Source organism: Marinobacterium arenosum, assembly GCF_019795155.1.
In the GTDB taxonomy this organism is placed as follows: domain Bacteria; phylum Pseudomonadota; class Gammaproteobacteria; order Pseudomonadales; family Balneatricaceae; genus Marinobacterium_C; species Marinobacterium_C arenosum.
This window is the reverse complement of sequence record NZ_JAILYN010000027.1, coordinates 1-21,912: the sequence shown is the minus strand read 5'-3', so window position 1 is coordinate 21,912 and position 21,912 is coordinate 1. Positions and strand designations below refer to the sequence as shown.

The 21,912-nt window shown below is 63.5% G+C and carries 13 protein-coding genes; 5 read left to right on the top strand and 8 right to left on the bottom strand.

Annotated elements, in window-relative coordinates; genetic code table 11:
- Positions 1 to 141 precede the first annotated feature (141 nt).
- Positions 142 to 1,023: an amidohydrolase family protein gene (locus K6T12_RS13095; protein ID WP_222223212.1), complete on the bottom strand. Its 882-nt coding sequence runs from the start codon at positions 1,021 to 1,023 to the stop codon at positions 142 to 144.
- 76 nt (positions 1,024 to 1,099) lie between these two features.
- Positions 1,100 to 1,990 carry an alpha/beta hydrolase gene (locus K6T12_RS13090; protein ID WP_222223210.1) on the bottom strand — a complete coding sequence of 297 codons (891 nt, stop codon included), beginning with the start codon at positions 1,988 to 1,990 and terminating at the stop codon, positions 1,100 to 1,102.
- A gap of 155 nt (positions 1,991 to 2,145) precedes the next feature.
- Here K6T12_RS13090 and K6T12_RS13085 point away from each other — a divergent pair, with 155 nt between their 5' ends.
- Positions 2,146 to 3,111: a GlxA family transcriptional regulator gene (locus tag K6T12_RS13085; protein WP_222223208.1), complete on the top strand. Its 966-nt coding sequence runs from the start codon at positions 2,146 to 2,148 to the stop codon at positions 3,109 to 3,111.
- A gap of 37 nt (positions 3,112 to 3,148) precedes the next feature.
- On the opposite strand, the gene K6T12_RS21760 is transcribed toward K6T12_RS13085, so the two are convergent.
- The 6 genes from K6T12_RS21760 to K6T12_RS13055 all read right to left on the bottom strand — a co-directional run bounded on the left by K6T12_RS21760 (position 3,149) and on the right by K6T12_RS13055 (position 15,729).
- The gene (locus K6T12_RS21760) at positions 3,149 to 5,677 is read right to left on the bottom strand and encodes an EAL domain-containing protein (protein WP_222223206.1); all 2,529 of its coding nucleotides are present in this window, start codon (positions 5,675 to 5,677) and stop codon (positions 3,149 to 3,151) included.
- 395 nt (positions 5,678 to 6,072) lie between these two features.
- A complete protein-coding gene (locus tag K6T12_RS13075; RefSeq protein ID WP_222223204.1) occupies positions 6,073 to 8,358 on the bottom strand; it encodes a putative bifunctional diguanylate cyclase/phosphodiesterase in 2,286 nt (761 codons plus the stop codon).
- Positions 8,358 to 10,700: a DUF4347 domain-containing protein gene (locus K6T12_RS13070; protein WP_222223202.1), complete on the bottom strand. Its 2,343-nt coding sequence runs from the start codon at positions 10,698 to 10,700 to the stop codon at positions 8,358 to 8,360. The genes K6T12_RS13075 and K6T12_RS13070 overlap by 1 nt, the downstream gene beginning before the upstream one ends.
- A gap of 287 nt (positions 10,701 to 10,987) precedes the next feature.
- Positions 10,988 to 11,854: an efflux RND transporter periplasmic adaptor subunit gene (locus K6T12_RS13065; protein WP_222223200.1), complete on the bottom strand. Its 867-nt coding sequence runs from the start codon at positions 11,852 to 11,854 to the stop codon at positions 10,988 to 10,990.
- Positions 11,855 to 11,896: 42 nt separating this feature from the next.
- Positions 11,897 to 14,029, bottom strand: a complete 2,133-nt coding sequence (locus tag K6T12_RS13060; RefSeq protein WP_222223199.1) for a hypothetical protein — start codon at positions 14,027 to 14,029, stop codon at positions 11,897 to 11,899.
- Between the two features lie 11 nt (positions 14,030 to 14,040).
- A complete protein-coding gene (locus K6T12_RS13055) occupies positions 14,041 to 15,729 on the bottom strand; it encodes an efflux RND transporter periplasmic adaptor subunit (RefSeq protein WP_222223197.1) in 1,689 nt (562 codons plus the stop codon).
- 483 nt (positions 15,730 to 16,212) lie between these two features.
- Here K6T12_RS13055 and dctP point away from each other — a divergent pair, with 483 nt between their 5' ends.
- The 4 genes from dctP to K6T12_RS13035 all read left to right on the top strand — a co-directional run bounded on the left by dctP (position 16,213) and on the right by K6T12_RS13035 (position 21,514).
- Positions 16,213 to 17,244 carry a TRAP transporter substrate-binding protein DctP gene (dctP, locus tag K6T12_RS13050; RefSeq protein WP_222223195.1) on the top strand — a complete coding sequence of 344 codons (1,032 nt, stop codon included), beginning with the start codon at positions 16,213 to 16,215 and terminating at the stop codon, positions 17,242 to 17,244.
- 106 nt (positions 17,245 to 17,350) lie between these two features.
- A complete protein-coding gene (locus tag K6T12_RS13045; RefSeq protein ID WP_222223193.1) occupies positions 17,351 to 18,025 on the top strand; it encodes a TRAP transporter small permease in 675 nt (224 codons plus the stop codon).
- A 4-nt stretch (positions 18,026 to 18,029) separates the two neighbouring features.
- Complete coding sequence (locus K6T12_RS13040) at positions 18,030 to 19,334, top strand: TRAP transporter large permease (protein ID WP_222223191.1); 1,305 nt, start codon at positions 18,030 to 18,032, stop codon at positions 19,332 to 19,334.
- A 194-nt stretch (positions 19,335 to 19,528) separates the two neighbouring features.
- Positions 19,529 to 21,514, top strand: a complete 1,986-nt coding sequence (locus K6T12_RS13035; protein WP_222223189.1) for a methyl-accepting chemotaxis protein — start codon at positions 19,529 to 19,531, stop codon at positions 21,512 to 21,514.
- The last annotated feature ends 398 nt before the right edge of the window (positions 21,515 to 21,912 follow it).

The following is a 21,912-nucleotide window of genomic DNA, read 5'->3' as shown; positions in this document are numbered from 1 at the left end:
CAGTTACCGAATTCCAGTCAGGTCGCCGCTGAAGCAACTCCTATAAAAACCGAAAATAAAAACCGAAAATAAAAAAGCCCGTCAGGGGACGGGCGAAATCAGATATGACAAGAAACACGCTCACGCACTCGGGCAGCGGCATCAGAAGCCGTACAGCCTGGCCGGGTTGTCCACCAGGATACGGTTGCGCTGTGCCTCGTCCGGCGCCCATTGGGCCAGCAGGTCCAGCAGATCGCCGTCGTTGGGCATCGGGATCGGGAAATGCGGATGCGGCCAGTCCGAGCCCCAGACGCAATGCTCCGGGTTGGCCTCGATCAGCGCCCGGGCGAACGGCACCACGTCATCGTAGGGCGGCAGCTGCTGGCCGGTGATCCGGTAGGCGCCGGACAGCTTGACCCAGGCCCGGCCGTCGCGCAGCAGGTTCAACAATGCCTGGAAGCCGGCATGCTCGATCCCCTTGGCGCAGGGCATATGGCCCATATGGTCGACCACCACCGGCAGCGGCAGTGCTCGCACCCGCTGCTCCAACGCCTCGAATTCCGACACGTCGACCAGGAACTGCAGGTGCCACTGCCGGGCCGCCAATCGTTCGGCCAGCGCCGCCACATCGCGCCACTGGATGCCGCCCTTGAACAGCAGGTTCATCCGCACGCCGCAGTGACCGCCGTCGGCCAGCCGGTCCAGCTCGGTTTCGGAGACGTCGGCGTCGACCACCGCCACCCCCTTGTACTGCCGGCCAAGCGAGCGCAGGTAGGCCAGGCTGTCCAGCTGCAGCTGGTTGTCGGTGCCGTAGATGCTCGGCTGCACCAGTACCCCGCGCTCGATACCGAGCTGATCGTGCAGATGCAGGTAGGCGCCGACCGGCGCATCCGGTGGGGTGTAGCTGCGGTTCGGGGTATAGCGGTAACGGCACTCGGGGCCGAACACGTGGGCGTGGCTGTCACAGGCGCCGGCCGGCATCTCGAACGCCGGCGAGCGCGGGAACGGATCGGCCGCTTCACAGAATGGGATCGGCTGACTCATCTCAGGCTCTCCGTACTCTACTGACTCTTCGGAAAAGCCGGGCCGTCTGGCTTGGTCAGCGGCCCGGCTTCCAGCCTCAGACGTTATCGACAATCCAGTTGGCGATATGGCCTGAGAACTCGATGAAGCGCGGGTCGTCGTCCAGCATCCACTCGGTGTGGCCGCCGTTGGCCAGCAGGAACAGCGACTTCGGCCCCGGGTAAGCGGCGTACAGCGACTTCGGCTCAGTCACCGGGTGCAGGTCGTTCTCGGCACCGTGGGCGATCAGCAGCGGCACGCTGGAGAAACGCTCGTCCAGGTGCGCTTCCGGCTTGAAGCTGATCAGCGAGTCAGCGAAATCGAAGTCGGAGGTCACGCCGTAGCCCGGCGCCTTGACCAGCTCGGTGTAGACGTATTCGCGGCTGACCGGATCCAGCGGGTAGATCTCGAACGGGTCGATGCCCTTTTGCTCGCCCCCCAGGGCCAGGCGCAGACGCTCTTCAGCCATGAACTGCTTGAACGCCTTCCAGCCGTGCTCGCCGCGCAATGCCTTCTGCACCCGCACCGCGTCGAAGAAACCGTTCATCGCCACCAGGCCGTCCACCTGACCTTCGCAGATCCGGTAGGCGTCAAGGATCAGACCGCCGGCCATGCCCCAGCCCGCCAGTACCACTTTACGGCCTTCCTCATCGGCGCGCTGGCGGACGATGGCCACGGCGTTGGCGATATCGCGCACCTGCTCCTCCAGGATCACCCGCTCACGGGTGCCTTCGGACTCGCCAAAACCGCGGTAGTCGAAGCCGAACACGGTGAAGCCTTTCGGGGTCCAGGCGCGGGCATAGCGCTCCGGGTGGATGTTTTTCTGACCGGTGAAACCGGAGCAGGCGATGACGATCGGCAGAGACGGATCGTTGTTGGATTCATCGGTGAAGAAGGCGCCGTCCAGCTGGAGGCCATCGCTGTAGAATTTGATTTTCTGTTCGATCATGGTGGCAGATTCCGACCTGTTGTTAGATTTTTTATTCGCGTTGCAGTCAGGGTTGGCCCTGGAACTGAGCTCATAATGGCGAATCTGCGCTGGCCAAAAGAACGAAATTCCGACATTATCGCGTAATAATCCGACGTCTTACGCAGGTCTTTACGATGCTCGATGGTACCGCCCAGATTGAACAGGTTGGTTACTTCCTGATCAGCGATTTCTCGATGCTGTCCTTTGCCGCCGCGTTGGAGCCGTTACGGATGGCCAACCGGATGAGTGGCCGGGAGCTCTACCAGTGGCATTTCTACACGCTCGACGACCAGCCGGTACAGGCCAGCAACGGCCTGCCGTTCAGCCCGACCCGGCCGATGGAGGATGTGGATAACCTGGATACTCTGCTGGTGGTGGCCGGCATCGGCGCGCATCAGGTCGGTCAGCAGGAGCTGTTCCGCTGGCTGCGCGCATTGGTGCGTAAGGGAATCAACGTCGGCGCCACCTCGACCGGCAGCCTGCTGCTGGCCAAGGCCGGATTGCTGAAAAACCGCACCTGCACCATCCACTGGGAGAACAGCGACAGCCTGGCGGAGCAGTTCCCGGACCTAAACGTGACCGGCGAACTGTACGAGGTGGACCGCAATGTGATGACCTGCTCCGGCGGCCTGGCCGGCCTGGACATGATGCTGCACCTGATCGCCATGAAGCATGGCGAGGAGCTGGCCAAGGATGTCGCCGAGCAGTGCATCCACCCGGCGATCCGGCCGGCCCACGAGAAGCAGCGGATGGAACTGCAGCTGCGCCATCAGACCCGCCACCCGCGGTTGTTGAAAGCGCTGGAGCTGATGCGCAGCAATATCGAGGAGGTGCTGACCTGCCAGCAGGTCGGCGACCGGGTCGGGCTGTCCACCCGCCAGTTGGAGCGGCTGTTCCACGACAGCCTCGGGGTATCGCCGGCCAGCCACTACATGAACCTGCGGCTTGAGCGGGCCAAGCACCTGCTGCTGCAATCGACCCTGTCGGTGTTGCAGATCAGCACCGCCTGCGGTTTCAGCTCGACCTCCTACTTCGCCCGCTGTTATCGCAAGCGTTACGGCCGCACGCCCCGTGAGGAGCGGCGCAGCACCACAGGTTAAGACAAGTTAACACGAGTCAAACCGGGGCCGGTCCTGCTCAGGCTGGCTCCGGCTGTCCTGTGAGCAGGGTTTCGATCTGGTCGGCCGGTAGCGGCTTGCTGAAATGGTAGCCCTGCAGCTGGTCGCAGCCGTGCTCGGCCAGGAAATCCATCTGGGCCTGGCTTTCCACCCCTTCTGCCACCACCGTCAGGTCCAGGTTGTGGGCCATCAGGATGATGGTGGAGATCAGCACCACGTCTTCGCGGGACTCCGGTATGCCATTCATGAAGCTGCGGTCGATCTTCAGTTTGTCGAGCGGTACCCGGGTCAACAGGCTGAGGCTGGAGTGGCCGGTGCCAAAATCATCCATCGATACGCTGACCCCCTTGGCCCGCAATTGGTTCAGGCAGCGCACCACCTCGGCCAGCTTTTCGATCGCACAGCTCTCGGTGATCTCCAGCTCCAGAAGCTGCGGCGGCAGGCCGGCCTGGCGCAGCGCCTGTTCAACATCGGACTGCAGATCACGACGCTTGAACTGCTGCGGCGACACATTGACCGACACCTGCAGCGGCGGCAGGCCGGCATCGAGCCAACGCCGGCACTGGCGGCAGGCATCCTGCAGCACCCAGGCACCGATGTCGCCGATCAGGCCCAGCTCCTCGGCCAGCGGGATAAAGGCATCGGGCGGCACCCGGCCCAGCTGCTTGTCCTGCCAGCGCAGCAGCGCCTCGACGCCGACCACCTGGCGGCTGTCGAGTGCCAGCTTGGGTTGGTACTCCAGAAAAAATTCGTTGTTCTGCAAGGCGGTGCGCAGCCGGTTCTCCATGCCGAGACGCTGCATCGACTTGGCGTTCATCTCCGCCGAATAGAGCTGGAACTGGTTGCGGCCCGCCTTCTTGGCCCGGTACATCGCGGTATCGGCGTTCTTCAGCAAGTCGTCGCGGGTCAGACCGTCGTCCGGATACAGGCTGCCACCCATGCTGGTGGTCACGAACAGCTCCTGGCCGTCCACCCAGATGCTCCGGCGCAGGACGTCGAACACCCGCTGGGCGATGCGGTGCACCAGGTCCAGGTCGTCCAGCTCGGTCAGCATCAGGATCAGTTCGTCGCCGCCGAGCCGCGCCACCGTGTCTCCTTCGCGCACGCAATGCTGCAACCGGTCGGCCACCTCGCACAGCACCCGGTCGCCGACGGTATGGCCGAGGGTATCGTTGATCCGCTTGAAGTTATCCAGGTCAACGAAGATCACCGCCAGGCCGAGCTTATCGCGGTGGGCGCTGGCGATCGCCACGTCGAGCCGGTCAAACAGCAGCTGGCGGTTCGGCAACTTGGTCAGCGGGTCGTAGTAGGCCAGGTTCTCGATGATCGCCTCGGATTTCTTGCGCTCGGTGATATCGCTGAAGATGCCGGCGAACAGGATCCGGCCGGTGTGCGGCTCGCGGATCCGGGTGATGGTCAGCCACTCCGGGAACACTTCGCCGTTCTTGCGGCGGTTCCAGATCTCCCCCTGCCAGGTACCTGTGCTGTGGATCGAGTTCCACATCCGTTCATAGAACGCGCCGTCATGCTTGCCGGAACTGATCAGGCTGGCACTCTGACCCAGCGCCTCCGCCTCCGAGTAGCCGGTCAGGATGGTGAACGCCGGATTGATCGACTGGATGAGCCCCTGCTCGTCGGTCACCATGATGCCGTCCATCGAAGCGTCAATCAGCGCATGGGCCATGTACAGGCTCTGCTCGGTCTGCTGCAGGTCGGCCACCCGGCGCGCCAGCGCCTCACGCAGACGGCTGACATAAGCGTGTTCGATGCTGGACAGGATATCGGCGAAGGAGATCAGGCCGACCAGCCGACCCTGCGGGTCGTTGACGCCGAGGTGGCGGATATGACGTTTCTCCATCAGCGAACGGGCCGCCAGCAGGCTCATCGAATCGGGTACCGCGATCAGCGGCTTGCTCATCACCTCGGCCAGGCTGTCGTCGACCCGGTCCTGGGCGATCAGCCGCACCAGGTCGCGCTCGGTGATCAGGCCGACCGGCTGGCCCTGTTCGGTCACCAGCAGGCTGTCGCTGTGCCGGGCACGCATCAGCTGCACCGCGCTCTCGATCGGTTCCCCGACATCCAGCTGTGGCGGCTGGGCGCTGGGCAGGATGCCGCCGACCTCGTTCATGCGCATGAAGGATTCGGCATCCTGGTGCACGACCACATCGCTTTGCGACAGGATGCCGTACAGCTGGCCCTGCTGATCGACCACTACCAGGTGACGAATCCCCAGCCGTTTGAACTCCACCGCCGCCTCATCCAGGCTCAACTCCAGGCCGATGGTTTTCAGCGGCGCGGTCATCAGCAGGCGGATCGGCATCGCCTGATAGTCGGGGCGGCCGTAGTCCAATTTCAGCGCATCCGCTTCGGTCCAGATACCTATCGGGCAGCCCTCGTCCACCACCACGATCGAGCTGCAGTGGTGCCGGTGCATCCGCTGGGTGGCTTCCCTGAGGCTATGGTGAGGCTCGCAGGTGATGACATGGCGCTGCGCCACCTGACGAATCGATTTGGTAACGGAGGTCGGCTGCTCGTTCGATGCGCTCACACGGGGTCCTGGTCTCTGAATCCATGAGGGTATGACCGGTAATGGTACGACAATATCGGCCTATCCGCTGTTTTTGAAATAGTTACAAAAAATTACCCATACATAAAGTAATTCTTATAGAACTGAGCGACGCCCGCCCCGCGTAGTGACGGTTGAATCTAAGACAGTGGAAAAGACATAAAAGAAATTTATCGTGCTTTAGCGGGAAAACTTCACACCAGTTAAATTCAGAAGCATTGCCAGGCCCGGTGATGGCAAGTGGAAAGAGCCCACGCGGCACTTGTTCACCTGATGTAGATGCTTCCCTCTAATCCACAAAAAACATAAAAAAAGCCGTGACAGTACTGCAGGCTGCCACGGCCACGGGCTGGACGTTAGTCGATCGCTTGTTTCAGTTACCGATGCAGCATCTCCACGAACTGCTGCAGCGGCAGCGGCCGGCTGAAATAGTGTCCCTGGAAGGTGTAACAGCCCATCTTCTGCAAAGCGTCCACCTCGGCGCGGTTCTCCACCCCTTCGGCGATGATATCCAGTTCCAGCGAAGCGGCCATCGCGATGATGGTGTTGACGATCGCCGCGTCGTGCCGGTCGGTCAGCAGATCCCTGACGAACGACTGGTCGATCTTCAGCTGGTTCAACGGCAGATGGCGCAGGTAGAGCAGCGACGAGTAGCCGGTGCCGAAGTCGTCGATCGAGAAGCGGATATGGACATCCTTCAGCCGCTGCATCTTCTCGATGGTGTCGTTGATATCGTCGATCAGCAGGCTTTCGGTCAGCTCCAGTTTCAACATTCCGGGGTCGATATTGGTCTGCTGGATGATCCGGTGCACCTGGGAGACGAAGTCGGGATGTTTGAACTGACGTGGACTGACGTTGACTGACAGGCTGCGGAAGTTGGGGCAGCTGTTGTTGTCCACCATCTGGCACAACTGGGTGCAGGCCTCGCGCAACACCCACTCGCCCAGCGGCACGATCAGGCCGGATTCCTCCACCAGCGAGATAAAGCTGGCCGGCGAGACGATCTCCTTGCCCCCCTTGTACCAGCGCAGCAAAGCTTCGGCACCGATCACATGGCCGAGGGAGTCAAACTGCGGCTGGTAGTAGAGCAGAAACTCATTACGCTCCAGCGCCTGCTGCAACTCGGCCAACTGAGCCTTGCGCAGCTCCGCCTCGGCATGCAGCGGCGACATCTGTGAGCAGGCTTTCTGATCCCAGGCGGTCACCCGGTTACGGCCGCTCTCTTTCGAGACATAGAGCGCTTTATCTGCCCAGTCGACCATCTGTTCGGGATTTTCCGGCCCGGCAGACAGCGACGACACGCCGAAGCTGGCAGTCGCCTTCACCTCCAGCACCTCCTGGTGCTGGATACTTTCGCGGCAGCGTTCGGCCACCTGCAGCGCCTGGCGTATATCCATGCCCGGCAGCAGCACGCAGAACTCCTCGCCGCCATAGCGGCCAACCACATCGTTCTCACGTACCGAATGGTGCAGGATCGAAGCCACCATTTTTATCACCTCGTCGCCAACGCTGTGACCATAGCTGTCATTGATGTTCTTGAAGTGGTCGATATCGAGCATCAGACAGCTGAGCGGGCGGTTATGGGTACGGGCACGCTCGAACTCGGCGTTGAAACAGTCGAACAGCGAACGCCGGTTGAAGCAGTCGGTCAACGGATCGCGGGTCGCCAACTGGTGCAGCTGCCGGTTCTGCTGGGTGACCTGCTCCTTGGAGGACTCCAGCTCGGTCAGCATCTTCTGCATCCGGGTGTTGCGATCCTCCAGTTCGGTCACGTCGTCGAAACTGGCCAGTACGCCGCGTTCCACCCCCTGGTCGTCAAGAATTGGCGCACCGCTGACCCGGAACACCCGCTCCCGTTGACCCGCCGGCCGCAGCCCCAACTGCACCCCTTCACGGGCGCAGCCGCCGCCCTGAATCGAGTTCCACGGCAGTTCGGTCACCGGCTGGTTGCTGTGCGGCGCCACCCAACCCAGCTCCGAGGCCTTGCGGCCGATCAACTGGGAAATCGGTTGGCGGACCTTCTCGGCGAAGGCGGCGTTGGCCATTACGATACGGTTCTTCTTGTCGAGGATCAGCACCCCTTCCATCAGGGTATCCAGTGCGGTACGCACCCGCCCCGGAATCACCGAGGATGCATCCAGGAAACTCAGGCAGCGCTTAATCAGAACCCAGTAGCCCAGGGCACAGGCCGCCGCTATAAACAGAATCCAGCCGAACGACAGGCCGACCAGCACATTGGCCTGCTCCACCGTGTTCAGTGGCCGGAAACGCAGTTCCAGCGTGCCGAACGGCTGACCGTTGCGGCTCAGCGGCACCGTCAGTTGGTTCAGCGACACCAGCGATTCCGCCTGCCGTACCCAGTTACGCTGATGCTCGCCCTGCTCCACCAGCACCGCGCCGTCGCGCCGACGTATCGCACCGCTGAGAATCGCGTCGTTGTGATGCACCACCGCCCGCAGCGTATCACGCAGCAACGCGTTATCGTTGCTGCGCGCCGCCACGGACAGCTGCACCGCCAGCGCCTCGCTGATATGACGCCGCCCCTCTAACTGGTCGGTATCCTGTTTCGGCGTCAATCCGGCCAGGTCGGCCATCAACAGGATGCCCAATGTCAGACTGACCAGCCCCAGGCTGATGCGTACTGCCGGCGATAACTTGATCATCACACCTCTCCCTGCAGATTCCGGCCCTGAACAGCGGACCCACCATGTTCAAACAACGCTTCCACACCATCCGTCGCGACCGTTGCCGGCGTTGAGGCTACCGTGGCGCCAATCCCACCGGTGTTCAGCAGTACCAGCGGATCGAACCCCCGCCATACCGGCAACACCGTGATTGCGCTGGACAGCAACGAGCTGGTTCGCAACACCCATGACAGGGTGCCGACAAATGCCGTCATCGCCACCCCTTTGGAGCTGGCTTCCAGCAGTTCCCCCTGGTCGCCAAAGGCATCCTGCAACCACTGCAGCGAGCCGCCCTCGAACATCAACAGCTGATCGAGCAGCAGCAGTTGTTCATCCGGCAGCAACTGCTCGACGCTGCCGATCATCGCCCCCTGGACCAGCACCGGATCGACCCGCTGCAGCGCAACCTGGTCATGATCCGGCTGAGCCGGCACCGACTCAGCGGTCATTGCGCCTGACCCGACAGCCAGCTCGACGATATAGCCCTCCCCTGCAGCCGCCGGCGCATCGACCGGCGCCAGCAGTGCGGCGATATCGCTGTCGCTCAAAGGTTCGCTCTGGTCGTCGCCCTCAGTGGAACTGCCCGCGCTCGAATCGAACGGATCGTCCGGCTCCCCTTCACCTGCCGCAGACTGTCCGCTATCGACCAGCGTCGGTTCATCGGACGGCTCATCACTGTCGAACAGACCACTCGGCTCACCGTTATTCGGCAGTTGGGGAGCGTCCGTGCCGCCTGCCAACCCCGAATTACCCTCTACATCTACAACCTGTGGATTCTCCTGATCACCGCCATCCTGCTGGCCGCTTTCATCCTGTTGCCCGCCTTCATCGTCCTGCACGAACGGCGGCTGGTCGGAATCGACCACGGTCTCATCGTTGATATTGAATTCCGGCTCCGGCGGCAGCGCCTGCCCATCGTCGGTGGCGCTGCTCAACTCGATGCCGGCAGACTCGCCACTGCCCGTATCGGAGATGAAATAGAGCCCGGCCTGGGCCTGCACCAGGCTGATGTAATCGCCGCTATGCAGCGGCGTGCCATCGGCCAGGTACAGCGTGCCCCCACTGATCTCGCCGATCAGGTAACCGCTGACGTCGTGCTTGTCGGAAGGATGCGGGGCGATGAAGAACAGCTCGCCGTCGTCGAACGAACCCCAGACCTGCGGCGGATGATTGATTACCCCGTTGCCATTACCGTTCTCGCCGCCGTTGCCGCCGTTACCATTGCCCTGGCCGTTCTCGCCGCCGTTACCGTTACCGTTACCGTTACCGTTACCGTTACCGTTGCCGTTGCCGCCGTTACCGTTGCCCTGGCCGGTTTCGCCGCCGTTGCCGTTACCGCCATTACCGTTGCCTTGGCCGGTTTCGCCGCCGTTGCCGTTACCGCCACCGTTGCCGTTGCCGCCGTTACCGTTGCCCTGGCCGGTCTCGCCGCCGTTGCCATTATCAACACCATTGCCCTGGCCGGTCTCGCCGCCGTTACCGTTACCACCGTTTCCGTTGCCCTGGCCGGTCTCGCCGCTGTTACCATTGCCGCCGTTTCCGTTGCCCTGGCCGGTTTCGCCGCCGTTGCCGTTACCGCCGTTGCCGTTGCCCTGGCCGGTCTCGCCGCCGTTGCCGTTACCGCCGTTGCCCTGGCCGGTCTCGCCGCTGTTGCCATTGCCGCCGTTTCCGTTGCCCTGGCCGGTTTCACCGCCGTTGCCGTTGCCGTTGCCCAAGGTGCCTTCATACCGCTGCAGCAACGACTTATTGAGCACACCGGACTCATCGGTTGTGACCGGACCGGCGCCGGTCGAGGCCGTTTCCAGCTGCCAGTCGCCGCCGGCCCCGGTGGTATCGTCGGAGGCGTAGACATCAGCCCCGGTCAGGTCGGCCAGGCTGTCGATCAGTTCGCTGCCGGCGTCGTCAGCCCCGGCGCTGCAACCGTACAGATGGAGCTGGCCGTCGTCGGCCAACAGGCTGCCCAGTTGCTGCCAGAGGGCGGCACTGTCATCAAGAGTGGTATTGGAGATGGTGTCGCTGCCCAGCTGGAACTGGCCGTCCGCCCCATGCGACAGGATCGACAGCGATGACAGCGGCTGATTGTTGGTCTCCGTCCAGGCGATCACCTGGGACAGCAACGTCGAGGCGGAGGTCTGGTCGCCATCGTAGATGTGTACCCAATCGGCGCTATCGGCCGCCTGGGCCAGTAGTTGGTCGTCGGCCAGGGTGCTGTCGATAAGCACAGCATCCAGACTGGCTGAAAACAGTAAGCGCGGTTCCATCGCTTCGAACAACAATCCCTTGCGCAGGGGCTGGCCCCCTTCACGTTTGAAACCACTCATACAAACTCCTCAGGCGCGAAGGCCCAGGGTTATTCCCTGACTGGTATGTACAACGTTTCATCGGGACTAACGATTTACGTTCGGATGTCCGCCGAGACCGCTCCCTTCAGCAGAGATGCCCGTCGATACGCGTAACTGCCTATGACGCGTATCTCAGGCGCCGCTGTACCTAGACTTCTACCTTGCGTTGGTACTGGTATTCAGCGTAGATGGGATGTGAATTGCGCTTTAGTACTGGTTTGTTCAGGTTCTGGTACTTTGTTGCAAAGGGGGTTTACAAGACTGTTTCATAAACTTGACACCGTGCCTGAATCGCCCGGCTGGTCTGGCATTGCGAACTGTACATTGCACTTCAGACCGCTGGGTAATTTGAGCTCGGGGTTGGGCAATTCCAACCGCACGCCGAAGGTTCCGCTGGAAACGTCTGCCACCGGGTCCACTACAATCACCTGAGCCTGGTAAGTTTGCTGCGCCGGGTTGATCTCCGGCAACACCCGGGCTTTCATACCGGGTTGGATGCGACCAAACAGCCGCACCGGCACAATCACCTCGACCCGCAACGGGTCCAGCTGGGCCAGCCGCATCACCGGTTCACCCTCGACGTATTCGCCGGGGAACTTGAACCGCTGGACCACCACGCCGCTGATCGGGCTGGCCACCTGACGCCGCTCCAGCAAGGTCCTGGCCCGCTCGGCATCCAGCTTGGCCAACTGGCGGTTCTCACGGGCCTGCTGCAACTGCAAGCGGGCCAGTGCCACCTCGGTTTCCACCTCGTCCTTCTGGTGTAGCGGCACCGCCTGACGGTTGTAGAGCTGACCAATCCGTTCCATCTTGCGCTGGCTGTGCGCCAGCGAGGTTTTCCGGGCACGGATCTCGTCGCTCATCCGGGCCCGAGCCTCGGCCAGCTTCAGGGTGGCCGATTCCAGCGCCGAATCCAGCGTGAACAGCACCTGGCCCGGCTGTACGCTGTCGCTCTTGCCGACATCCAGCTGCTTGATGATTCCCTCATCCGGGCTGCTGACATCGACCACCATATTGGGCTCGATAAAGCAGTCGAACGGTGCCATCTGCTGTTCCACCGATTCAGCGGCCTGCGCCAGTGCAGCGGCACCCAGCAGCGCCACCGCCAAACTCATCTGTGTCTGTTTATACATGGTCTCGCTCCCCATCCTCGCAGCCGGCAACGGCCGGCTCGTTCAATAATCCAGGCGTTTCAGGAACAGCTGCCGCAACCGGCGGTACCACTGCCCCAGTAGCGGCTGTTCGCCATGGGAAAAACGCACGTGGGCACGGCCGCCGAACCAGCGCAGCCGGGTGTCGACCGGCAGTGCCACATCGATCAGGAACAACCCTTCCAGCGCCTGGCGCCCCTGCGGATCGGCCGGATCGACCGCGATCCGGCCACCGCTGAGCGCATTGAGCGCGGCGCCGGGCAGCAGGTGAGTGGCGGCGGGTTGCTCGGCGACGATCCGGCCGCGCAGCAGTTGCTGCCGATCGGTTTCCAGTCGCACCTCGATCGCCTCGGTGTGTTGCCGGATCTGACCGATCTGGTCCTGGCTGACCACCGCCCTCACCCGCGGCTGGCCGTCGTTGATCACATAGCCGAGCAGGGCACCCTGGTTGTGGAAGCGCCCTGCCAGCCGCCCCGCATCGGGTAGCACCAGAATGCCATCGCCGGGACTGTGCAGGGTCAGCGCCGCCTGGCGCTCGCGCAGCCGGGCCAGTTCCGCCGCAGTGGTACGCAGCGTTTCACGCACCAGGTTGGCCTGCACCCTATCGCTGGCCTGGACCGCCGTCAGCCGGGCCTGCTGCTCCTTCAGCCGGGCCAGCAGCAGCTGCTCCTCGGCATGCAGTTGCGGGTCCTGGCTGACCAGCAATACCTGGCCGGCGTGCACCCGGTTGCCGTCGGCCACCGCTTGGTGGTCGATGAAACCATCGGCGCCAGCCCGCAGTTCGGCCTGCGGCGGCAACCAGACCAGTGCCTCGGTATGGGTGGCATGGGGCACCGGCACCAACGCCAGTCCGGCAACCGCCAGCCCCAGCAACGCCAGGCTGAGGCTCAGGCCACGCAGACGGCGGGCGCGCAGCCGCGGGCTCAGGCAGAGGAACAGCAGCCCCTTGGCCAGCGGCGCCAGCAGCATGGTCAGCAGTAGCCAAGCGGCCAGAAAGGCGCCCAGCACCAACGAATATTCGGCGGCGAACAGGGTGATCAGCGCCAGGATAAATAACCGGTAGCACCAGGCGGCGATGCCGTAACCGACAAACCAGGCCGCCTCGGATCGGTCGTTGGCCGGAGACTGCAGACCGCCCTCGCCAACCAGGTAACGCAGGTAGAGGTAACCCAGGTAGCGGCCGGCACGGGGGCCCAGGTTGGGCAGGCCGACCAGGTCGCACAACAGGTAGTAACCGTCGAAGCGCAGCAGCGGGTTGCCGTTGAACAGCAGCGTGGAGACACTGCCCAGTAACACCACCGAGTAGGCCAAGGCGCTGATCCGGCCCGGCTCCACCTGCAACCAGATGAACAGCGCCAGCGAGGCCAGCAGCAGGTCGGTCATGATGCCGGCGGCGCTGACCCAGATCCGCCGCGAGCGCTCGGCGAAGGCGGTGGCGCTGCTGGCGTTCACATAGGGCAGCGGCACCAGCAGGATGAACACCACCCCCATCTCATGCACCTCGCCGCCGAACGCCTTGGTGGCGAAGGCGTGGCCGAACTCGTGCAGCGCCTTCAGCAGCGGGTAACAGAGCCAGAGCAAGAGCAGGTTCTGGGTGCTGAGGATACGGTCGAGCGGGTTGTCACTGAGTGCCGGCCAGTTCAGCCAGGCCTGGAATGCGGCGCTCAATACCAGCGCCAGCCAGAGCAGCAGCCCCCAGCGGCTGAACAGCGGTCGCGCCAGCCAGAGCCAGCGTTCCAGGAAGCGGTCCGGATCGATCAGCGGAATCCGCAGTGCCAGCGGATTGCGCAACCACTGCCGCCAGAGCGCCTGGCGGGTATACCGGCGCTGGATCCGGTCGCTGTTGTCCAGCGCCAGACCGCACTGCACCAGGTCGGCACAGTGCAGCATCTCCATCAGCTGCATCAGCGCTTCCCGGCCGGGGGCTTGCTCGCCGAGCTGCTCGGTCAGCTGTTGATCGATCTGCGCCAGGCTGTGGCGACCGTCCATCAGACCGACACAGCGCCAGGACTCCTCGGACAACCGGTAGCACTGGCCGCTGGCCAGGTCCTCCAGCATGTAGCCGACCCGGTTGCGGTTGCGCTGGCGATGAAGCTGGACATGGGGATGCAGTTGCGGTCGCAGTTCAGCCAGGGATTGCCAGTCGGCGCACGGCATAGGCGTCACTCCTACTGCCATGTGGACCAGGCCCAGAGCCGGGCGCTATCGGCGGCCCGGTGGAACCAGAGCCAGCCCAGCCGGCGCTGGCCGATGTCAATCTTGCCGATGCCGGTCATCCCCGGTCGCAGCTGGTCCAGTTCCGCCGCCAGTTCCGCCTCCACCCGGTAGTAGTTGCGGCCGTCGGCGCTGGTCAGCACCGGCACCACCCGCTGCACCCGGAAGGCCAGCGGCTGGTCCGGCAGGCTGGCCAGCCGCAACTGGCCGGACTGGCCAACCGCCACCGCCGCCACGTCGCGCTCCTCCACCTGCAGCACCACCCGGTAGCGCTCCAGCGGCGCAATCTCGAACAGCACCTGGCCCCGCTCCACCGGCGCACCGATCGACTGGCTCAGGTCGCCTTCGACGATAAAGCCGTCGATCGGCGCCAGCAGCCGGCTGCGCGCCAGCTGCTGGTCGATCAGTTCGATCTGCGCCTGGGCCTGCTCCATCTGCGCTTTAAGGATGCTGATCTGGGCACGGTCGTAACTGGCCAGCGCACCGTTGTACTCCTTCAGGTACTGCTCGCGCTGGCTGAGCCACTTCAGCCGCTCCAGCTGCAGATCGCGATCATCCAGCGTGGCCAGCAGCCGGCCCTGCTCGACCCGATCGCCGGCCCGCGCCCCGGCGGCGGCGATAAAGCCCTCCTGCGCGGCCACCACTACTTGGCTTATCTCGCCTTCGATGCTGGCATCGGCGGTCACCCGGTAGGGCGCCTGGTAAACGGCCAGCGCCAGCAGCAGCGCCAGCACGGCCAGCAGCGCCAGCTTGCGGGACCAACCACCGCGACCGACCAGGCCCTTCAGCCAGTGCCGCCCAGCCTGCCAGGCGCGGCCCGACCAGGATTGCTCAGCCAACCGGCGGGTCTCCAGCAATCTGCCAACGGTCTCGCCCAGGTAGTGAACCACTTCCAACTGGCGGCTATCGAGCGGGGCGCTGCGTTCCAGGGTCAGCGCGCCGATCGCCTGCCGGCCGTCGCGCAGCGGCAGCGTCAGCAGCCAGTCGGCGCCCTGCAGCCGAGCCAGCTGCTGATGGGCCAGCCGGATCAGGCCATCGCGGCCCTGCTGCGGGTAACAGAGTTGATCGTTCTGATCCAGCGACTCCGCCATCGCCGCGCTCAGCTGGCGCATCAGCTGAGTGCGTTGGTCGAAATTGATGTTGTGGGACAGCGCCAGAACCCGTACCTGGCCGCGTTGCAGCAGACCGAGACTGACCCGCTGACAGCCGAGCTGACCGGCCAGTTCGCTGACCAGCAAGTCGGCCGCCGCCTGGCAGGAGCCCGCCGCCAGCAACCGCTGCAGCAGCATCAAGGGCAAGCGATGGAGAGGGTCGAGCGGGGCGGTTTCCGCTTTCAGGGCTTTACGGCTGAGCAGCAGTTCAAGCCAGTTGAGCCCCCACTGCAACAGTCGGATCGCCGCCTGACGGCCTTCAGCGCCACGTTCGGACAGCATCAGCGCCACTGCGCCGCAAGGCTTTGCATGCAGACACAAAGGGACGGCGATAAGGTGACCGGAAGGGGATGGTTGTTCGACCACCCGCTGCTCCGTCAGGGCCTGCTCGGCACAGCCCTGCAGGGCTGGATCAGGTACTGCGGCTTCGGGCCAGCGGGCCAGTGGTTTCAGCCGTTGCGGACGTCCCCACAGAATAAGTCCCTGTGTCACATCCGTGATCTGCTGACACTGTAACGCGAGCCAGGATTGGGCCAACGTGTCCATAGTCAAGACCAGTGTTAGTGGCGTTGAGATCCCCAGGCTGTCGAGCCAGGCAACACGCCAATCGGCTGCCAGCTCAAAAGCTTCTTAACTATAGAACAGAAAAGTAACAGCAAATCCGGCCGCCGCCGGTGCGGCTTTTCCGAGCGTCAGCCTCGGGCGTTGCGCCGAGGCATGCTGAAAACTGGGTACCAGTCCACCAATGCCCTGGGTACCAGTCGCACCGAACCGGACAACCTCAGCCTAAAAAACGAAGCGATCGTGCTGATATTTTTCAAAAAAACCGCAGTAACGTCGAAAAAACAGCAAAACATTTACTTAAACAAACACTAAACCGAGCATTACTCAGAACGAATTTACAACAACCAAGCCCCACCGCACACTGACCGGCAGACACAACAAAAACAACTATGTCTGAACCGGAGGCAACGCATGTTCCGCAAAAGCCGCAATACCCTGAAATCCCTTCTGTGCAGCTGCACTTTGGCTGCAGCCACCCTGACAACGACCGTAGTGCCGACCCAGGCCGCAGCCGACGACAGCTTCATCCTGGCCCACGCCTACCCGTCCGAACACATCTTCCATCAAACCTCGGAGAAATTCCGCGAACAGCTGGCCAAGCAGGGCTCCAAGCTGGAGATCGACTACCACCCGGGCGGTGACCTGGGCGACTGGACCTCGCTGTTCGAGCAGAGCATGGAGGGTGTGATCCCGATGACGCTGACCTTCGGCGCCTCGGAATTCGACGGTCGACTGGATCTGACCTGGCTCGGCTACGTGGTCGACAACTGGGATGACGCCCGCAAGGTGTACGGCCCGAACGGCGAGATCCAGGAGGTCTACAACCAGATCCTGGCCGACCTCGACCTGGTCGCGCTGGGCACCATCCCGACCGGCTTCGGCTCGATGGCGATCCGCAAGGGGATCGGCAAACAGCCGACCAGCTTCCCGGCCGACGCCAAGGGCGTGAAGGTGCGGGTACCGCCGGTACCGATCGCCATCGAGCGCTTCAAGAACTGGGGCTTCACCGCCGTGCCGATGCCCTACTCCGAACTGTACACCGCACTGCAGCTGGGCACCGTCGATGGCCGCGCCTTCGGTCCGGCGGTGGAGATCTGGCAGATGCGCGACGTGCTGGAGTCCTACATCCTGACCCGCGACTACTTCGAGCACGCCTTCTGGCTGGTCAACAAGAGCTGGTACGAAGAGCTGCCGGCCGCCGAGCGTGACAAGCTGAACGCCGCCGCAAACGCCACTCTGCAGTGGGTATGGAGCGAGGCTCAGAGCATCGACGAAGGCTTCCTGAACCAGGTGCGCGAGGCCGGTATCAACGTGGTGGAACTGAGCCCGCAAGAGCTGAAGACCGCCAAGGAGAAACTGTACGCCAACGAATGGCCGTTTATGGAGAAACAGGTCGGCCCGCAGATCATGAACAAGGTTCGCGCCATCGCCGGCGTGAACTGATCTCACACCCCGGTGCGCCAGCCACGGCCCGTGGCTGAGCGCCCCCTCGAACCGCCGGCCCCGCGCCGGCGGCTCGCCCCGCTGCTACATCCGTGAGGTCTCTGCCATGAACCAGCCCATTAAACAGCACCCGGTCGGTCCGGTCGGCACCGACTCCTACAGCTACGATCCTGAACTGTCCGACCACGATACCCCCGAACACCTGACATCCCTGTTCCACCCTGATCCCGGCCCGATCGAGCGCAAGCTGATCAAGCTGGAGGCCCTGTTCGACAAGGCGTTCCGCGCCCTGATGATCTTCGCCGGCCTGGCGTTGGCCGGGTTGATGTTCGGCCAGGTGATCCTGCGCTACGTGCTGGAATCACCGTTTGCCGGTATGGAGGAGATGTCGATCCTGCTCGGTGTCTGGGTCTACTTCCTCGGCATGGGTTATGCCACCCGGGTACGCGAGCATATCCACGGCGGTGTGGTCTCGCTGGTGCTTAAAGATCCGTTCAAGATCCGGCTGATCCGCTTTATCGGCTCCTGCATCTGCATCATCGCCGCCTGCGCGTTCGGTTTCTTCGCCATCAAGTACGCGCTGTTCGTGATCGACAAGGGCCGTCTGAGCCTCTACATGCAGTGGCCGAAAGGGCTCTGGAGCGCCAGCATGATCGTCGGCTTCGCGATGATGGCCGGCTACTTCCTGCTGCAGGCGGTCGCCGAGTTCCGCGACCTGATGCGCCACCGTGCCCAGCGCCATGGCAACGTCGTCCCTGACCACCAGTCCGTCGGGAGTTAAGCATATGGTTACCTTTCTTCTTGTAATGCTGGCGGTGGTGGTACTGCTGCTGATCGAAATCCCGGTCGCCTTCGCCTTCGGCATCGGCGCCCTGATGTTCGCCGTGCTGACCGGCAACAATATCTCGTTCCTGGTACCGCACGGCTTCAACACCGCCAGCGGCTTCGCGCTGCTGGCCCTGCCGCTGTTCGTACTGGCCGGCACCCTGATGGCGGTCGGCGGCATCTCCGAGCGGCTGCTGGACTTCGTCAACTCGTTCGTCGGCCGCATCAAGGGCGGTCTCGGCGCGGTCACCGTGCTGACCTGCGCACTGTTCGGCGCCATCTCCGGCAGCTCGTCGGCGGCGATCGCCGCGATCGGCCAGATCATGATTCCGCGCATGACCCGCGAGGGTTATCCCGAGGGCCACGCCACCGCGCTGGTGGCCTGCTCGTCGGTGCTGGCGCTGCTGATCCCGCCGAGCATCCCGATGATCGTGTTCTCGATCACCGGCGGCATCTCGGTCGGCGCCGCCTTCCTGTCGACCATCATCCCCGGCATCCTGCTGACGCTGGTGTACTGCGGGCTGAACTTCTGGTTCCTGCGCAACAACACCTCCATCACCGTGGCGCCAAAGGTCTCGTTCGCCGAAGCCAGCCGCGGCGTGGTGCGTTCCGGCTACAAGGCCAGCTTCGCGCTGCTGATGCCGATCCTGATCCTCGGCGTGATCTACAGCGGCATCGCCACCCCGACCGAAGCGGCGGCGATCGCCGTGGTCTACGCCATTCCGGTGGGGCTGTATATCTACAAGGGACTGAACATGAAGTCGCTCGGCCACGCCACGGTGCGGGCGGTGATCACCACCGGTTCGATCCTGGCGGTGCTGTTCTTCCTGTTCATCATGAGCCGGGCGATGATCATGGAACAGATCCCGAAACACCTGGCCGAGGCGCTGCTGCAGATCTCCGACAACAAGATCATCATCCTGCTGGTGATCAACCTGCTGCTGTTGCTGATCGGCATGATCGTCGACGACATCTCCGGCGCGGTGCTGGCGGCGGTGATCTTCCTGCCGGTGATCGGCCAGCTCGGCATCCACCCGATCCACTTCGCCGCCATCGTCGGCGTCAACCTGGGCCTCGGCAACGTCTCGCCACCCTGTGCGCCAATGCTCTACATGGCCGGCGGGGTCAGTAAGCTACCGCTCGACAAGTACATCGTGCCGACGCTGAAGTTCCTGATCTTCGGCCACCTGCCGATGGTGCTGATCGTCACCTTCATCCCGGACCTGGCGCTGTATCTGCCGCGCGAGCTGATGGGCATCGAGTAACGACCAACCGGCCGCCGGCCGGGCGCCCCGCCCGGACCGGCGCTTTACTCATCGTTCGAAACCTTGTGCCAGCGCCGGCCATCGGCGTCGCGGCGACCCTCCCCGCCACGCTGCAGTGGGTCGCCTGAGTCCCCTCCCCCGGCCCGGTCTGACAAGGTTTTTGCAGCCTACACATCACTGTTGGAGAAATGGATATGAGCCTGACCGTGATCCGGAAAATCACTCTCGGCTTTCTGACCCTGGTGCTTTTTATCCTGGTGGTCGGCGGCGGCGGCTTGCTGGGCAACGACAGCATCAACCGGCGCCTGCACCATGTTACCGATACCGCCATGCCGTTGCTGGTCGGCAGTTTCGACCAGATGATCGAGCTGCAACAGGCCAACCAGGCGCTGTTCAGCGCCCTGGCGCAAGAGGACAAGACGGCGCTCGGCGCCGAGCGGGAAAACTTCGACAACGCCCTGAACCGCTTCAACGACAAGCTGGCGGCGCTGGCGCCGCAACTGGCCGGCCAGCCCGAACTGTCGGCCTCGCTGGCCGAGGTACAACGGCTCGGCACGGCTTTTGGCGACAACGCCCGTCAGCTGATGGCACTGCACGGCCAGCGGCTGCAGCTCGATCGACAGGTGATCGAAGAGGAGATCCGCTTCCAGGGCCAGAGCGATTCGATCACCTCCTGGATCCAGCGCTACCAGAAACTCAGCAAGGGCAAGAACATCAAGGCGACCATCGCCGTCAACGGCCTGAGCCGCAGCCTGACCGACCAGCGCCTGCAGCTGATCGCGTTCAAGCGCAGCGGTGATATCAAGGCGCTGTCGACCGCCATGGCCCGCCGCAAAGGCGAGCCGGCCGGCAAGTTCCAGGCGCTGGCCGACGTGGAACCGAAAGCCGGTCAGATCGAATCGCTGATCAGCGAGCTGGTTAAACACTTCCACGGGAGCGACGGTCTGGTCGACCTGTACCGGCAGCAGTACGACAACCGACAGGCGCTGCGCCAGCAGCGGACCCAGGCCCGCCAGCTGCTGCAACAGAGCCGCAGCGCCAGTGCCGCCTTCATCGAGCAGGCGCAACAGCTGGCCGACCAGGCCCGGCTGGCCGCCGAACAGAACAGCAGCCTGAGCCATTCACTGATCATCGGCTTGTCGGCCGGCTCCTGCCTGGTCGCGCTGCTGGTGGCAGTCGTGGTGATCCGCACCATCAACCGTCCGCTCAGCCAGATCCGGCAACAGCTGACCGCGGTGCAGAACGGCGACCTGCGGGTAACCTTCGACCAGCAGCGCCGGGACGAATTCGGCCAACTGGGCGGCTCGCTCAACGCGGTGGTCGGCAGTCTGAAGGAGATCCTCGGCCAGATCGCCGACGGCGCCGTGCATCTGTCGGACGCCGCCCAGCGCAACGCCGCCATCAGCCTGCAGACCACCCAGGCGATGTCGCAGCAGAGCCGCCTGCTGGAGATGACCGCCGCCGCCTCGGTGCAGATGGAGAGCAGCGTCAACGAGGTGGCCCGCCACAGCGACACCACCCTGGACGCCTCCCAGGCCTGCGAAAACCTGAGCCAGGATGTCTCGGATAAGGTGCAGGATACCCTGCAGGGGATCCATAGCCAGGCTGGCACGATCGGCCGGGCGGTGACGGTCAGCGACGAACTGGCCGGTTACAGCAGCGAGATCGACCTGATCCTGGAGACCATCGAGTCGATTGCCGAACAGACCAACTTGCTGGCGCTGAATGCCGCCATCGAAGCGGCCCGGGCCGGCGAACACGGCCGTGGTTTCGCGGTGGTGGCCGACGAGGTGCGTGAGCTGGCCGGCCGCACCCGCAATTCGACCCAGCAGATCCAGCAGATGATCGGCAACATGCAAGCCAGCATCCAGCAGGTGGTCCATGCGATGCAGGACAGCCAGCAGCAGGCGGAGCACTGCGTAGAGCACGCCAATACCTCGCAGCAGTCGCTGAGCTCGATGAACGCCGCGATCGCCAATATCCGCGCACTGAACAGCCAGATCGCCGAAGCGGCCCGGCAGCAGAATCAGGCGGTGGCGGAGATCAGCCAGACCCTGACCCGCCTCAACGGCACCGCCGCCGAAACCGCCGAGGGCGCCGAACAGGCGGCGCAGAGCAGCAACCAGCTGCTGAGCGTCGCCCAGCAACAGCAGGCGTTGCTGGAAAGGTTTAAGTTGTAGGGATTAAGTTTTGAGTGGTGAGTGGTGAGTGGTGAGTTATCAGCAGACCAGAGGAAAACCTCTACGCCAGTCATAGCCTTGCCGCTGGCACCCCTGGCCGGGCACCCCTAACTACGCCGACTCTGAGCGTCCCGAGCACGGTTCGATACAGCGGCGATCAGGCAAAAAGCTGTTTGAGCGAGGTACGAGCGAGTTCTTTTTGCCAGCCGGTGGATCGGGCCGCGCACCCAGACTTAAGGGCATAAACGCAGGATCAGGCGTTCTGTGGAGGCAAGCGGGATCGGGTAGGAGGCGGGGTTACCCCCGCCGTCCTCCCACACCACCGGGCATACGGTTCCGTACCACGGCGGTTCATGTGAACACCGCAAGCTGGCGCCAGTAATCCACCAGACTGGTAA